This window comes from Kitasatospora sp. NPDC088742 (assembly GCF_055584905.1).
The window spans coordinates 31575-45717 of sequence record NZ_JBVJLD010000005.1 but is presented as its reverse complement, the minus strand read 5'-3'; the positions used below and the strand labels follow the sequence as shown (position 1 = coordinate 45717).

The window sequence follows — 14143 nt, the reverse complement described above, 5'->3', positions numbered from 1 at the left end:
GATCATCTTGCCGTCGAGTTCTGCTTGGCCCCTGAATCAGTCGAAAATGCCCAGAAGTGTGGACTTGGTAGTCGTGTGCGGGAAATCTGAGCTGACCTGTCCCGGCCGCTCTGGTCCCATGCTCGAATCAGTGTCCTGGCCCACGGTCTTGAGTGCGGTCGGCGCCAGCGATCGCCCGGGGTGGCGGTGGCTGTCTCCGGGCCCGCGAGTCGGCAAGAACGCGCCGTCGTTGACGGTAGGACCCACTGCCATGGATCCGGAGCTGTGATCGTGGCCTTCACAGGTGTCGACGCATGACCCCGATGCAGGCGGCGCTCGGAGATGATGAAGCTCGACCCAGCTGTTAGGCAGGATCCGGATCAGTGCACCGTCGAGCTGGCTCGCGTGTTCAGAGTCAGCACGGCTGCGATGGGGTTCCGACTGATCAATCTGGGCCTGGTGAGCTGACGCACTGCTCTGGCGATGTCGGGCACGGCCACCTCGGCAACACCTGCACCTATGTTGATCGTCTGAGTGCCGCTTCAGTCGATGCGTTCTGCTCGCGCGGTCGGGTGGCTATGGGACGCGCTCACCGCTGAGATGGGGCGGTCACGACGGGGCACTTCGCCCGGTGGAGCAGGCCGTGCGGGACGGAGCCCAGCCGCATGCCGGTGAACCCGCCCTGGCCTCGGCGTCCGACCACGACGGCGAGGGCGTGCTCGGATGCCTTGGCCAGTTCCTCGACCGGGTGGCCGACCAGCACCTCGTGGGTGGCCCGGACATCGGGGTAGGTGGCGGAGAAGCCCCCCGTGCTCTCGTGCAGCAGCCGTCGCCCCTCCCGGAGCGAGAATTCCTCGGCGGCCAGGGCGAGGAATGGTGGCTGCCAGACCCAGATCGCTTGCAGCTCCGCGCCCCGCAGCGCCGCTGCCTGGTAGGCGTGCTCCACGGCCGCCGCCGACGAGGGGCTGGCGTCCACCCCGACCACCAGGTACGTGGGGTCCTGGGTGGTGTGTTCGGGCGCGCCAACGACCACGACCGGGCAGTCCGCTTGGGCGCTCACCGGTACGGTGACCGATCCGGCGCTGAGGATCTCCTCGACCCGGGACAGGTGGCGGGAGCCGAGCACGACCAGCTCGGCTCGGGCGGACTCACGGCACAGTACGTGGGACGCAGCCCCCTCCCCAAGGGCGGTCGATGTCTCCAGCCCTGGGTGCCTGGCGCGGACGGTGACCTCCGCCTTCTCCAGTGCCTCGGCACCCCGTTCGCGCAACGCCTGCTGGTACCTGCCCTGCTCGAACGGGCGGTGCTCGTAGCGGACGGACGGTACCGCGTGCACCAGTCGCAGGGGCAGGTGTCGCCGTGCTGCCTCGTCGGCAGCCCAGGCGACGGCCATCGCCGACGGGTCCGGGGCTTCCACTCCCAGGACGATCGGGCGGCGTTCGTTGGCGGATGTCATGGCTCCTCCACCGGTTCGGTGGGCGCGTCCGTGGCGGCCCTGTCCCCACGGTAGGCAGGCCCGGACCGGTTCAGCAGGGCCGAGTGGCCCTGGCCGACCGGGCCGCTCGGGATGCCCGCTCGCTGCGCCCTCTCGATGACGGCGACCCGGAGGCGGGCCGCCGCGAACCCGATAAGGCCCACCACTGCCGACGCCGCGAGTTGCGCCGGGCCGAGCGGGACGGTGCCCAGCAGCTCGTTGAGGAACGGCAGACAGAGGGCGGCTGCGGCGAGCGCCGCCGAGCCGGCCACCGCCCCCGGGAGGAACGGGTTCGCCCGGGTGAACAGCCGCTCGCGCAGCCCCAGCACGATGCCCAGCTGCGCCGCCAGCAGGGCCAGGAACAACACGCTCTGCCAGGGCAGCCCGGCCTCTCGGGCCCACAGGCCGGCGGCCAGGCTCGCCGTCGTCACCAACGTGCCGAGCAGGAGCACGCCCTGCCACAGGCCTCCAGGCACGGTGGGCCAGCGCGATCGCGTCGGCGACCTCGGGCCGGGCCGGGTCCGCCAGGGCGATCAAGCCGATAAAGCAAAGGTTCCGCTCGGCCTCCTCGCGTCGGTCGGGCGGCGCCTGGCCGACAGGCAGTGCGCGCCGCGCCACCGGCGGTCGTGCAGGCCGCCGCCGCCTCCACCAGCAGTCGGACCTCCGGCGGGGCGTCTGTCGAAGCATCGACGGCGCGCTCGCCGCCCGGCGTCCACACGGCTGTCGCCAGCATCCGGTTCTCGGTCAGTGTCCCGGTCTTGTCGGTGCACACGACCGTGGTCGAGCCGAGGGTCTCGACGGCGGACAGGCGCTTGACCACGGCGCCGCGCCAAGCCAGATCGCGGACACCGGAGGCCAGCGCCAGGATGATGGTCGGGAGCAGGCCCTCGGGCACGTTGGCGACGAGCAGGCCGAGCGCGAAGCTCACCGCGGCGGCGAGTGACAGGCCGGCTGCCAGGCCGATCGGCAGGAAGGCCAGTCCCACACCGATCGCGACCAGCGCGATCAGCCGGGCAGCCCGCTTGACCTGGTGTTCCAGCGGGCTCTCCTCGCGTCGGGTGCGCTGGCTGAGCGCCGCGATCCGGCCCAGCTCGGTGTGCATCCCGGTGGCGGTGACCACTGCCTGCGCCTGTCCGCCGGTGCAGGTGGTACCGGAGAACAGCAGGTCGCGGGCGTCCAGCAGTGCCCCTTCGACGTCCACCGACTCCGCGGAGCGAAACACGGGCACTGATTCGCCCGTCAACGCCGACAGATCGCCCTCGACGCCGCCGGACAGCAGCCGGGCGTCCGCGGAGATCCGCTCGCCCTCCTCGACCACCAGCACATCACCGGGCACCAGGGAGATCGCCGCCACCTCCGCTCGGATCCCGTCCCTGACCACGGTCGCCTGCTCCGGCAGGAAGGCCGCCAGCGCCTCCACCGCCTTCTCGGCCTGCTGCTCCTGGGCGAAGGCCCGCATGGCGTTCAGCACGATCACGGCCACGATCGCCACCGCCAGCGCCGGGGCCCCGCTGACGGCTGCGAGGACGGCCGCGAGAGCGAGGAGCAGGGCGAGCGGGTGCGTGAACTGCTGGACGAGCTCACGGGGCCAACGCCGCCCGCCTCTCCGGGAAAGGGTGTTCGGGCCGTACACGGCCCGGCGGCGGACCGCCTCGCGTTCCGGCAGGCCCTGGCTCGACGTGCGCAGGTCCCGGAACAGCAGCGCGACCGGCTCACGTGGATCCAGGGTGTCCGGACCATTGCCTTCCCGGACTGCGCCCTGCCCGAGGCTGACGGGCCCGTCGGGTTTCATGCGCTCAACGATCGGCCGGTCGGGGCCACGGTGACGACCGGGCAGTGGGCGCGGTGGAGGAGGCCGTGCGGGACTGAGCCGAGCCGCATACCGGTGAATCCGTCGCGGCCACGACGGCCGACCACGACGGCCAGGTACGGCGGGTCCTGGGTGATGTGCTCAGGATCGCGCACCACGACCACCGGGCAGTGGGCCTGAGCACTCACCGGGACCGTCACGGATGAGGCACTGAGAATCTCCTCCGCCCGGGACAGCCGCCGCGAGCCGAGCACGACCAGCTCGGCGCGCTCGGACTCCCGGCACAGCACCTGGCCCGGATATCCGTCCAGGACGCCGGTGGACACCGCCAGGCCCGGGTGCCGTTGGCGGGCGAGGCCTGCGGACTTGTCGAGCAGCAGAGCGCCTTCCTGCCGGAGGGCCTCGCGGTAGCGGGGTTCGTCGAACCCGGCGACATCGCGGAGCACCGGCGGGACGGCGTGGACCAGCCGGAGCGGCAGCTCCCGGCGTTCGGCCTCGTCGGCCGCCCAGTCCGTCACGAGGGCCCCGGGCTCGACGGCGTCGATACCGACCACGATCGGTCGGCGTGTGCTGGCGGATGTCATGGCTCCTCCACCGGGGTGCGTCGGGTGAAGCGGCGGCTCTGCCGTCCTGCTCGTAGCGTATGAAGCAGGCCACAGCGGGTGGAAGGGCGGAGCGGCCCCACCGGGGCGAGCCCGGGGCGGCATGTCACGCCAGGGCCGGACGGCCCTGCGAAACGGGCCCTGGGCCTCTCGGCCATCGTCGGCGCGGGGCGCACCGTGAAAGCAGATCGTACGAGTGTGACGCCGCCCAGAGGGCAAGGAGATGTCCGCCATGACCGAGCCGTCACTGACCCTCACCGAGTTCCGGCTGCTGGCCGCCGCAGGGGGAGCAGCGCCTTCGCTCCACAACAGCCAGCCCTGGCACTTCCGCCCGGCTCCCGACGCACGCGGCCTGGAGGTGTACATCGACCCCTCCCGCGCCGTGCCCGTGACAGATCCGGACGGCCGGGCCCGGCACATCTCGGTGGGCGCCGCGCTGCTCAACCTGCGCCTCGCCGCGGAACACCTGGGCAGGGCCGCGTCGGTGCGGCTGCTGCCGGATCCGGCCGTGCCGGAGCTGGCGGCAGTCCTCGACCTCTCCCGACCGGCGGAGTCCTCCGAGGCCGAGTCGTACGCGGCCATCGGTCAGCGCCACTCCAGCCGCCGGCCGTTCGCCAACCGCGACGTCCCGGAAGCCGTGATCGGCGAGCTGATCGCCGCCGCCGACGCCGAAGGTGTCACGCTCTCCCCGCTGGAAGAGGCGGGGGTGCGCCGGGTACTGGCGCTCACCGCCGAGGCCGAGCAGCGGATCGCCGCCGACGTGGCCCGCCTCGCCGAGACCCGGAGCTGGCTGCGCCTGGAGGAGCCCGCCACCGACGGCATCCCGGCCGCGGCCCTGGGCCCGCTGGACCACGAGGCCCGGGTGCCCGTACGAAGCTTCACCGGATACCCGCAGGCGATGCCGTCCGAGCGCTTCGAGGCGCTGCCACAGATGTGCACCCTCTCGACCCACGGGGACCTGCCGGTGGACTGGCTTCGCGCAGGGCAGGCACTGGAGCGGGTCTGGCTGCTCGCGACGGTCCGCGGCGTGCGGGTCAACGTCCTGCACCAGGCGGTCGAGTGGCCCGAAACCCGCGGACTGCTGCGCGACCCGTCCGAGGCACCGGGGCACGTGCAGCTGGTGCTCCGGGTCGGCTACGGCCATCCCGGGACGCCCTCTCCCCGCCGGCCGATCGCGGAGACCCTCGATCTGACGGCCTGGCAGGAGGATCCGCGATGAGGCACCGCACCGTCGGAGAGGTGATGACCCGTGAGGTCGTCCGGGTCGCACCGCAGACCGGCTTCCGCGAGATCGTGGCCCTGTTGCGCGAGTTCGACATCACCGCCGTCCCGGTCGTGGACGCCGGCGGGCACCCGGCCGGGGGCGTCTCGGAGGCCGACCTCCTGCGGACCCAAGCCGCCCAGGAGGACCCGAGCACCCTGTCTCCCGCGCCCGAACTCCCCAACGGCGGCGCGGCCACCGCCCAGGAGCTGATGACCAGTCCCGCCGTGTGTACGACCCCCGACCCCAGCGTGGTGGCGGCCGCCCGCCTGATGGGGCGTCACCAGGTGAAGCGCCTTCCGGTGGTGGACGACAACGGCCGCCTGATGGGCCTGGTCAGCTGCAGCGACGTACTGCGCGTGTTCCTGCGGGACGACCAGGCGATCCGCCGGGAGATCGTGGAAGAGGTCCTCGCCGGGACCGAGGGCGTCAGCCCCGCAGCCGTCGGAGTCGAGGTCGAACAGGGCCGCGTCGTGCTCAGCGGCACCATCGCCCCGCCGTACCTGCTGGCCATCGTGCTGCGCCTGAGCCGGGCGGTGGACGGCGTGGTCTCCGTGACCGACCGGACGGGAGAGCGGAAGGAAGCGGCCTCGGCCGGCGTCGAGCGGTGAGGCGAGAGGGAGAGGTCGGGGCCCACCCCAGCAGGCGTCGGCCCAGCTGCTCCCGGCGGGTCTCCGGCGGCGACGGTCGCCACTGGGGCAATGAGATCGAGAGCCAGTGCGGGTCAGCGTTGGCGGCACTGCGAGGCCGGTTGCTGAGCTTCCCGGCAATGCGAGGAGTCGATCCGATCGGCGGTAGGCCGCTCCCGGTGGTTCAGGCCAGGGATGGATGCCAAGGGGCGCTGCGGCGGGTTGGTCGTGCGTCGGCGGTCAGGCGCAGGGCGTAGACCGCTCGGTCGTCCGTGTGATGGTCATCGGGGCAGGGTCTGGGTGACGCGCCACAGGCGGCGGGGCAGGCCACCTTCTTCGAAGGCGTGCACCTGCTCTCCCAAGGCCAGGCCTCGTCCAGGACTCATCAGCCCGGTGGTCGACGGCTTCCGGCGGCCTGCGTCGCGTCTCATCCTGCGGCGGTTTCCGCAGCGGCGACGTGTTGTTTGACCTCAGCGAAGCTGTCTGGGGTGACGGAGACCGAGTCGATTCCGGACTCGACCAGGAAGCGGGTGAACTCGGGGTCGTTGCTGGGGCGTTGGCCGCAGAGGCCGACGGTTCGGCCGGCCGCGTGGGCGGCGGCGATCAGGGTCTCGATGCTGCGGGTGACGGCCGGGTTGCGCTCGTCGAAGAGGTGGGCGAGCCGATCGGAGTCACGGTCGACGCCGAGGGTGAGCTGGGTGAGGTCGTTGCTGCCGATGGAGAAGCCGTCGAAGCGCTCGGCGAACTGCTCGGCGAGCAGGATGTTCGCGGGGATCTCCGCCATCACGTAGACCCGCAGGCCGTTCTGACCGCGACTCAGACCGTTCTCGGCCATCGCGGTGAGTACCTGGTCGGCCTCCTGCGGGGTGCGGCAGAACGGGATCATCACCACGACGTTGGTGAGCCCCGACCCGTCCCGGACTCTGCGGAGCGCCCGGCATTCGAGCGCGAAGCCCTCCCGGTAGCGCTCGTCGTAGTACCGGCTCGCACCCCGCCAGCCGATCATCGGGTTGGCCTCGACCGGCTCGAACGGCTGCCCGCCGACGAGCCGGGCGTACTCGTTGGTCTTGAAGTCGCTGGTGCGCACCACCACCGGGTCGGGCCATCGGGAGGCGGCGATCCTCGCGATGCCCTGGGCCAGGCGGTCCACGAAGTACTCCGTGCGGTCGGTGTAGCCACCGCTGAGCTCGTCCACCCTGCGGCGGTCCGCGACGGAGAGCCGCTCCGGGTGCACCAGTGCCATCGGGTGCCCCCGGACCTGGTGGGCCACCATGAACTCCGTCCGGAGCAGCCCCACCCCGTCCGCCGGCAACTGCCACCAGCGGAACGCGGCGGCCGGATCCGCCAGGTTGAGCATCACCTTCGTGCGGGTCACCGGCAGCAGGCCGAGATCGGTCTCGGACTCCTCGAACTCGACGCGCCCGGCGTACACGTGGCCCTCCGCGCCTTCCGCGCAGGAGACCGTCACCTCCTGGCCGGCGGCCAGCGCCGAGGTGGCCCGGCCGGTGCCCACCATGGCCGGAACGCCGAGCGCCGGCAGGTGTCCAGCAGCGCGCTGCTGCCTCGGACGTTCAGGAACGTCTCCTGCTGACCGGCGAAGCTCACCTCGGGCAGGTCCTCGGCCGTCGCGCTGCTGCGCACCGCCACGTCCGGGTCGGTGCGCCCGCTCTGCCGGGCGAGCTGCTGGCAGGCGCCGGCGAGCTCGTGCTCCAGTCCCGGTGGCAACGGGGTGGCCAGCACCGCGGCACGGATGGCGGCGCCCACCTCGGGGAACGGAGCACCATCATGCAGACGTGCCAGCTGCTCGGCGATCCGTTCGCGCAGACGGCCGGTGGACAGGAAGTCCCGGTAGGCGTCGGCCGTGGTGGCAAAGCCATCGGGCACCCGGACACCGGCCGGGCCGAGGTGGCCGACCAGTTCACCGAGGGAAGCGTTCTTGCCCCCGACCACGCCGACGTCGTTCCGTCCGAGGCCGGCGAACCAGATCACGCGGCGCATGGCTGCTCCCAGGTTGTGTGCAGTACGACAGTGGGCGACCCGACGGGGTCCGCTGTTCTCACGATCGCCCTCGCCCACGAACGGCCGCAGGGGGCTGCCGACCCGGTTCGCGGTCCGAGCAGGGCAGTGCGGTGGGGCCGACCGGCCCACCTTGGCGGTACCCCTCGGCCCTGCCCCCGGCGCCGAGGGCGAGGTGTGCTGGTCGCACAGTGCAGTCGCCGAACGGAGGACGGCCATGAGCAGCGAGGTGATCCCGCACCGACAGAGCCTGATGCGCACCGGGTGCGGCCGAACGATCGCCGTCTCCCGGTTCACTCCGGGTGCCCTGCCCACGGAGGTCGGCCCGATCGTCCTGGACGTGTCCTGCGAGCCCTACGACCGGGCCACCGTCTGGGCTCCGCTGACGCCCGAGGAGGCCAGGCGGCTGGCTGGGCTGCTGCTCCAGCACGCCGCCGCCGTCGACAATCCGGCCGGGCCGACCGACCGTACGGAGGTGGTGTCCGTCCACGGTGACGTGCACGCCATCACGGTCCGAGGCCACCTGCTGACGATCGACCAGCCCGTTCCGGACGGCGGTACGGACACCGGGCCGACCCCCGTGGAACTGCTGGTCGCCGCCCTGGCCGGTTGCGTCGCGCACTACGCCGCCCACTACCTCGACCGCCACCGGCTGCCACACGAGGGCCTGCGGGTCACCGCTGACCACACCATGGCCGCCGACCGGCCCGCCCGCGTCGCCTCGGTGGCCCTGCGGCTGACCATGCCCGGGCTGCCGCCCGAGCGCGCGGACGCCCTGCTCGCGGTGGCCCGCCGCTGCACCGTGCACAACACCCTCGAGCTCCCGCCCGGGATCTCGATCGCCGTGGAGCCACGGTGAGCTGCCCCGATGCCGTCCACCGGCCCACCGAATCGCCTTCCGGAGCCTGCCATGACCAGTCAGTGGAACACCGTCGGCGAGGTGATGACCCACGCGGTCGTCGCCGTCGGCCGTGACGCGACCTTCCGGGAGGTGCTGGAGACCCTGCAGCGCTGGAAGGTCGGGGCCGTGCCAGTGCTGGCCGGTGACGGCCGCGTCGTCGGCGTGGTCTCCGAAGCGGACCTGCTGACGGCGCAGGACCGCGAGGCCGGCCGGACCGAGGGCCTGACCGCCGCCACCCTGATGTCCGTACCCGCCGTCACCGTCCACCCGGACAGCCCCACCGCCGCCGCAGCCCGCACCATGGCCCGCGGCCACTTCAAGCGCCTGCCGGTGGTCGACGCCGAGGACTGCCTGGTCGGCGTCGTCAGCCGCGGCGACCTGCTCAAGGTCCACCTGCGCAGCGACGACGACCTCGCCGGCCAGGTGCGGTTCGACCTCCTCGCCGCACTGGGCCCCCAGCAGGCCACCTCCATCGACGTCCAGGCCGAGGAGGGCCGGATCACCCTGACCGGCACCACCATCGACCCTTCGATACCGCCGGTGCTGGAGCGGCTGGTCCGCGCGGTGCCGGGCGTCGTCGATGTCGAGGTCAGGCTCGTCCCAGCGGTCTGAGACACCTTCCTCCCACCGTCCGGGACACGGCCACCGGGCCGATCACCATGGCTCGGGCCCGCCCTCCGACCCGCCCGGCGCCGGGGGCGGCCCGTCCTCTGCCCCGCCCCTGCCGGCCGCCCCCTGGGCGGATCGGGTAGCCTCCGCGCTCGGCCGCCCCCGGAGGACCCAGGCGAGCGGAACCGCGAGCCCCGCTCCGACGAGCGGACCGAGGAGGTAGATCCACAGCGGTCCGCCGTGCCCGCCCACCACCACCGGGGCCAGGCTTCGGGCCGGGTTCATCGACGCCCCGGACGCGGGCCCCGCCCACAGCCCCGCCAACGCGATGTACCCGCCGATGGCGATCGCCGCGTTGTGACCGATGTTCCGCGCCCCCGACGAGGTGCCGAGGATGACCGTCATCAGCCCCAGGGTCAGCAGGACCTCCAACGCGAGCCCGGCGCCCCAGCCGACACCCGGCCCGAGACGGCTGGCCCCCACCTGTCCCTGTCCGCCGAAGAGCGCCCGCAGCACACCGGCGGCGGCCAGCGCCCCGGCCAGTTGCGCCACGAGGTACGCCGGGACATGACGCCAGGGGAAGTGGCCCCGGGCCGCGAACGCGAGTGTCACCGCCGGGTTGAGATGAGCCCCCGAGGTCTCACCGAGCGTGTAGATCAGCGCGAGCACCGTCAGACCGGCCGCCACGGCGTGGGCGGACGGCCCGACACCGCCCCCGGTGACGGCACCGACCACACCCCCGCCGGCGGCCACCAGGACGAGGAAGAAGGTCCCCACTCCCTCGGCCGCCCACCGCTGCCACTGCCAGGTGGTCGCCATCGCTCACCTCCACGGACCGCCCCCTCATCCTGCCACCCGCCCGGCCGACGAGCCCGGCCTCCCGCTGCGGCCGTCGGCGGGCTCGCACAGAATCGGAGCGGCGGTTCCTTTCGGCCCCTGGAGTGCAGCGATGGACGTCACCGAGCCCCGTGAACCCGACCGGCCCGTGCGGGTCTTCCTGCTCGACGACCACGAGGTGGTGCGCCGCGGGGTGCGGGACCTGCTGGAGGCCGAGCCGGACATCGAGGTGGTCGGCGAGGCCGGGACCTGCGCCCAGGCGCTGGCCCGGGTGCCTGCCCTGCGGCCGGACGTCGCGGTCCTGGACGTACGGCTGCCCGACGGTGACGGGGTGACGGTCTGCCGTGAGCTCCGGGACCGGATGCCCGGGCTGGCCTGCTTGATGCTCACCTCCTTCGACGACGACGACGCGCTGCTGGACGCGATCATGGCGGGGGCCGCCGGGTACGTGCTGAAGCAGGTCAAAGGCGCCGACCTGGTGCACGCGGTCCGGACGGTCGCCTCCGGGCAGTCGATGCTCGACCCGGCCACCACCCGCAAGCTCATGGAGAGCCTGCGCCACCACGAGGAGAGCGAACCTGACACGGCGATGGCCCAGTTGACGCCTCGTGAACGCGAGATCCTGGTCCTGGTCGGCGAAGGGAAGACGAACCGGGAGATCGGCAGGGAGCTCTACCTCGCCGAGAAGACCGTCAAGAACCACGTCTCCCGCCTGCTCGCCAAACTCGGCGTCGAGCGCCGCCTCCAGGCCGCTGTACTGGCCGCCCATGCCGACCCCGACCAGCACCCGGGCCGCCCGCACTGACCCCCTCGGCCCAGCGATCGGGGCCGACCGGCCCAAGCTGCGGACAGAGCACCCGGCGGACAGTGGGCAGTGAGAGCACCAGCTCCCGTTCCGCCCGCTTTGGGAGCCCGCGATGATGTACTGGAACGACCACGGCATGAACGGCTGGGGTTTCGGCCTGATGGCCATCGGCATGTTGCTCTTCTGGGGGCTGATCGTCGTCGTCGGCCTCGCCGTGGTACGCCGACTCGACCGCATCCCGCAGCAGCACCCCGGCGCCTCGCTCCCACCGACGGCTCCGCCGAGCCCTGAGCAGTTGCTCGCCGAGCGCTACGCCAGGGGCGAGATCGACACCGACGAGTACCGCCACCGCCTGGAGACCCTGCGCCAGGGGCGCCGGCCGGATGCCGGCTGACCGCGCCCACCTGAGAGGCCGTCATGTCCACCACCAGCCTCGACGCCGCCGCGCTGGAGAAGCTGATCTCCGCCGCAGTGGCCGCACCGTCCCTCCACAACAGCCAGCCCTGGCGGTTCCGCCTGCGGCCCGAGTCCGCCACCCTCGACGTCCGCGCCCTGCGGGAGCGCTCGCTGCCGGCCACCGACCCGGCGGGCCGGGCCCTGCACATCTCCGTCGGCGCCGCCGTCCTCAACCTCCGCATCGCGGCCCGGCAGCTGGGCTGGGCCCCGCAGGTGCGGCTGCTGCCCGACTCCTCCGACCGGGACCTGCTGGCCTCCGTCGAACTGGACCGCCGTTCGCCCGCCGTCGAGGTGGCGACTGCCGAATTGTTCGAGGCGATCTGGCACCGGCACACCATCCGCACACCGTTCACCGGCGAACCCGTCCCACCCGCCGTCCTGGACCGGCTCACCCGGGCCGCCCGGGTGGAGGGGGCTGCGCTGCACTTCCCCGACCGGGCCGAGACCGACCGGCTGCTCGGCCTCACGGGCGAGGCCGAACGCCACAACACCATCGACCTGGCGCACCGCATCGAGAGCCGCGCGTGGATCCAGGGACCGGGCGCCCCCGCGTACGGCATCCCCGCAACGGCGCTCGGGCCGCAGGACCGGACCGGGCATCTCCCGATGCGGGACTTCGCCGCCCTCCGCCCCGCCGGGCACCTGCCGCCCGCCGCCTTCGAGACCGACCCACGCCTGGCGGTGCTGACCACCCGAGGCGACCAGCCCCTCGACTGGCTGCGGGCCGGCCTGGCACTGGAGCACGTCCTGCTGGCGGCGACCGTCCACCAGGTACGCGCCTCGCTGCTGCACCAGGCCATGGAGTGGCCCCAGCTGCGCTGGGAGGCCCGTGACCCCGGGCAGGGGCCGGAGCACGTGCAGATGCTGATCAGGCTCGGATACGGACCCGAGGGCTCCCCGACACCCCGGCTCGCGGTCACCGAGGTCCTGGAGTTCGGCAGCTGACGCCGTCTCAGCCAGCCAGCGGCACCCGCCAGGCCAGCTCCGTGCCCCCCTCGTCGGCGCGCGCCCGGGCCTCGAAGCTCCCACCGAGCGCAGCAGCCCGGTCGGCCAGGTTGGCCAGACCACTGCGCCGACCGCCGGCGTGCAGGCCACAGCCGTTGTCCCTCACCGTGAGGACCAGTTCCTCCCCAGAGGCCGCCACCGTCACCTCCACCGCAGTCGCCGCCGCGTGCCGGGCAACGTTCGACAGCGCCTCCTGCAGCACCGCGAGCACCTCCTCGGCGACCGGAGCCGGGACCGAGACGTCGAGCAGGCCGGTCATCCGCAGGCCCGGGGTGAACCCGAGGACATCCGCCTCCCGCCCGACCGCCTCGGACACCCGCGCCCGCATCCCCCTGGCGGCCGGTCCCACTTCCCTGGCCCGCAGGCCGAAGATCGTGGCACGGATGGTCTTCGACGTCTCGTCGAGGTCGTCGATGGCCCGCAGCACCCGGTCGACAGCCTCCGGGTGATCGATGAACCGAGTCGCCCCCTGGAGGGTCATCCCGGTCGCGAACAGCCGCTGGATGGCCAGGTCGTGCAGATCCCGCGCGATTCGGTCCCGCTCCTCCAGCAACGCGACCTGCTCGGAGTCCCGGCGCCGCTCCGCCAGTTCCATCGCGACCGCCGCCTGCCCCGCGAAGCCCACCAGAGGCCCCGACTCGTCCGCCTCGAACAACGGCGCACCCGCCGCCCGCGCGAGCATCAGCACCCCTCGAAGCCGGTGTTCCGGCGTGCCGATCGGCACCGCCACCGCCGGCCCCAGCCCCTCCCATCGGGGCACCCCTGCCGTGATCCGCGGATCCTTGCGGACATCAGCGCTCACCACCAGCCCACCGGTACGGGCCGCCGCCCCGACGAACGAACCCTCCACGGGCACCACCAGACCCCGATGCCGCCGCTCTCCCAGTCCGACCGCGATCCGCACCTCCAGCTCGTCCGAGCCCGTCACCGGCGACGCAACCACCACCAGGTCCGCGCCCGCCACCTCAGCTGCCCGGGCCACCAGCAGATCAAGGACCTCCCGCTCGGAGCTACCTGACAGCAGGCTCCGCGTCACCTCTGCACCGGCCGTCAGCCACCGTTCCCGAAGCCGGGCCTGGGCATAGAGCCGGGCATTGTCGATCGCCACCCCGGCCGCCACCGCGAGGGTGGCCAGCACCGACTCGTCCTCGGCGTCGAACTCACCGCCGCCCCGCTTTTCGGTCAGGTAGAGGTTGCCGAACACCTTGTCCCGGATCCGGATCGGCACCCCGACGAAGCTGCGCATCGGCGGATGCTCGGCAGGGAAACCGTACGAGGCCGGATGGTCAGCGATGTTCCCCAGCCGCAGCGGTACCGGATGCCGGATCAGCTCGCCCAGCAGACCGTGGCCGGACGGCAGCGGGCCGATCCGCTCGATCTGCTGCTCCGTCACCCCGACCGGGACGAACTGCGAGAGCCGCTGATCGTCACCGATCACCCCCAGCGCGCCGTACTCGGCATCCACCAGCGTCACCGCCGCCTCCACGATGTGCCGCAGCGCCTGGGCGAGTTCGAGGTCCCGGCCGACCGCCAGCACCGCCTCCAGCAGGCTGTGCACCCGGTCTCTGGCCCCCCGCGCCGCGTCCAGCCTGGCCTGAAGCTCGTCCAGCAGATCGTCCAAGCGCAGCTGCGGCACCGGCACCGGATGTGCACCTGCTACTTCGTCGCCCACCGGGTTCCTCCAGGGGACTAGCGGCGTTCTGCGAGCCTCCTTCCCAGCCTATGCGGCACGGTCCGGGGCCGCTCCGGAGCGGCGTCG

At 72.8% G+C, this 14143-nt stretch carries 15 protein-coding genes; 7 read left to right on the top strand and 8 right to left on the bottom strand.

The window, feature by feature from the left end; genetic code table 11:
* Nucleotides 1–568: 568 nt before the first annotated feature.
* The 4 genes from ACZ6ZR_RS06960 to ACZ6ZR_RS06945 are packed head-to-tail and all read right to left on the bottom strand — an operon-like array spanning nt 569 to nt 3847.
* Nucleotides 569–1435, bottom strand: coding sequence for a universal stress protein (locus ACZ6ZR_RS06960; protein ID WP_465640164.1), 867 nt, complete (start codon nt 1433–1435; stop codon nt 569–571).
* A complete protein-coding gene (locus ACZ6ZR_RS06955; protein ID WP_465640162.1) occupies nt 1432–1929 on the bottom strand; it encodes a cation transporting ATPase C-terminal domain-containing protein in 498 nt (165 codons plus the stop codon). Before ACZ6ZR_RS06955 ends, ACZ6ZR_RS06960 begins: the two co-directional genes overlap by 4 nt.
* On the bottom strand, nt 1881–3245 hold the full coding sequence (locus ACZ6ZR_RS06950) for an HAD-IC family P-type ATPase (protein WP_465640161.1): 1365 nt from the start codon (nt 3243–3245) through the stop codon (nt 1881–1883). Before ACZ6ZR_RS06950 ends, ACZ6ZR_RS06955 begins: the two co-directional genes overlap by 49 nt.
* Nucleotides 3242–3847 carry a universal stress protein gene (locus ACZ6ZR_RS06945; RefSeq protein WP_465640159.1) on the bottom strand — a complete coding sequence of 202 codons (606 nt, stop codon included), beginning with the start codon at nt 3845–3847 and terminating at the stop codon, nt 3242–3244. The genes ACZ6ZR_RS06950 and ACZ6ZR_RS06945 overlap by 4 nt, the downstream gene beginning before the upstream one ends.
* Before the next feature lie 250 nt (nt 3848–4097).
* Here ACZ6ZR_RS06945 and ACZ6ZR_RS06940 point away from each other — a divergent pair, with 250 nt between their 5' ends.
* Together ACZ6ZR_RS06940 and ACZ6ZR_RS06935 are read left to right on the top strand one after the other, a co-directional pair.
* A complete protein-coding gene (locus ACZ6ZR_RS06940) occupies nt 4098–5084 on the top strand; it encodes an Acg family FMN-binding oxidoreductase (protein WP_465640157.1) in 987 nt (328 codons plus the stop codon).
* Complete coding sequence (locus ACZ6ZR_RS06935) at nt 5081–5737, top strand: CBS domain-containing protein (RefSeq protein ID WP_465640156.1); 657 nt, start codon at nt 5081–5083, stop codon at nt 5735–5737. Before ACZ6ZR_RS06940 ends, ACZ6ZR_RS06935 begins: the two co-directional genes overlap by 4 nt.
* A 445-nt stretch (nt 5738–6182) precedes the next feature.
* On the opposite strand, the gene ACZ6ZR_RS06930 is transcribed toward ACZ6ZR_RS06935, so the two are convergent.
* Both ACZ6ZR_RS06930 and ACZ6ZR_RS06925 read right to left on the bottom strand, forming a co-directional pair.
* Complete coding sequence (locus ACZ6ZR_RS06930) at nt 6183–7271, bottom strand: putative PEP-binding protein (RefSeq protein WP_465640154.1); 1089 nt, start codon at nt 7269–7271, stop codon at nt 6183–6185.
* Nucleotides 7220–7753: a PEP/pyruvate-binding domain-containing protein gene (locus ACZ6ZR_RS06925; RefSeq protein ID WP_465640152.1), complete on the bottom strand. Its 534-nt coding sequence runs from the start codon at nt 7751–7753 to the stop codon at nt 7220–7222. Before ACZ6ZR_RS06925 ends, ACZ6ZR_RS06930 begins: the two co-directional genes overlap by 52 nt.
* Nucleotides 7754–7988: 235 nt before the next feature.
* Between ACZ6ZR_RS06925 and ACZ6ZR_RS06920 the strand changes: the two genes are divergently transcribed.
* Together ACZ6ZR_RS06920 and ACZ6ZR_RS06915 are read left to right on the top strand one after the other, a co-directional pair.
* A complete protein-coding gene (locus ACZ6ZR_RS06920; RefSeq protein ID WP_465640150.1) occupies nt 7989–8630 on the top strand; it encodes an OsmC family protein in 642 nt (213 codons plus the stop codon).
* Between the two features lie 51 nt (nt 8631–8681).
* Nucleotides 8682–9284 (top strand): CBS domain-containing protein, encoded by a 603-nt coding sequence (locus ACZ6ZR_RS06915; RefSeq protein WP_465640148.1) that lies wholly within the window; start codon nt 8682–8684, stop codon nt 9282–9284.
* A 42-nt stretch (nt 9285–9326) separates the two neighbouring features.
* Here the strand turns inward: ACZ6ZR_RS06915 and ACZ6ZR_RS06910 are convergent, their stop codons facing one another.
* The gene (locus ACZ6ZR_RS06910; RefSeq protein ID WP_465640146.1) at nt 9327–10100 is read right to left on the bottom strand and encodes an MIP/aquaporin family protein; all 774 of its coding nucleotides are present in this window, start codon (nt 10098–10100) and stop codon (nt 9327–9329) included.
* Nucleotides 10101–10230: 130 nt separating this feature from the next.
* Between ACZ6ZR_RS06910 and ACZ6ZR_RS06905 the strand changes: the two genes are divergently transcribed.
* From ACZ6ZR_RS06905 to ACZ6ZR_RS06895, 3 genes are all read left to right on the top strand, one after another.
* Complete coding sequence (locus tag ACZ6ZR_RS06905; protein WP_465640144.1) at nt 10231–10923, top strand: response regulator; 693 nt, start codon at nt 10231–10233, stop codon at nt 10921–10923.
* Nucleotides 10924–11035: 112 nt separating this feature from the next.
* Nucleotides 11036–11317, top strand: a complete 282-nt coding sequence (locus ACZ6ZR_RS06900; RefSeq protein WP_465640142.1) for an SHOCT domain-containing protein — start codon at nt 11036–11038, stop codon at nt 11315–11317.
* Between the two features lie 23 nt (nt 11318–11340).
* Nucleotides 11341–12324 (top strand): Acg family FMN-binding oxidoreductase, encoded by a 984-nt coding sequence (locus ACZ6ZR_RS06895; protein ID WP_465640140.1) that lies wholly within the window; start codon nt 11341–11343, stop codon nt 12322–12324.
* Nucleotides 12325–12331: 7 nt separating this feature from the next.
* Here the strand turns inward: ACZ6ZR_RS06895 and ACZ6ZR_RS06890 are convergent, their stop codons facing one another.
* Nucleotides 12332–14056 carry a GAF domain-containing sensor histidine kinase gene (locus ACZ6ZR_RS06890; protein ID WP_465640138.1) on the bottom strand — a complete coding sequence of 575 codons (1725 nt, stop codon included), beginning with the start codon at nt 14054–14056 and terminating at the stop codon, nt 12332–12334.
* Nucleotides 14057–14143 lie beyond the last annotated feature (87 nt).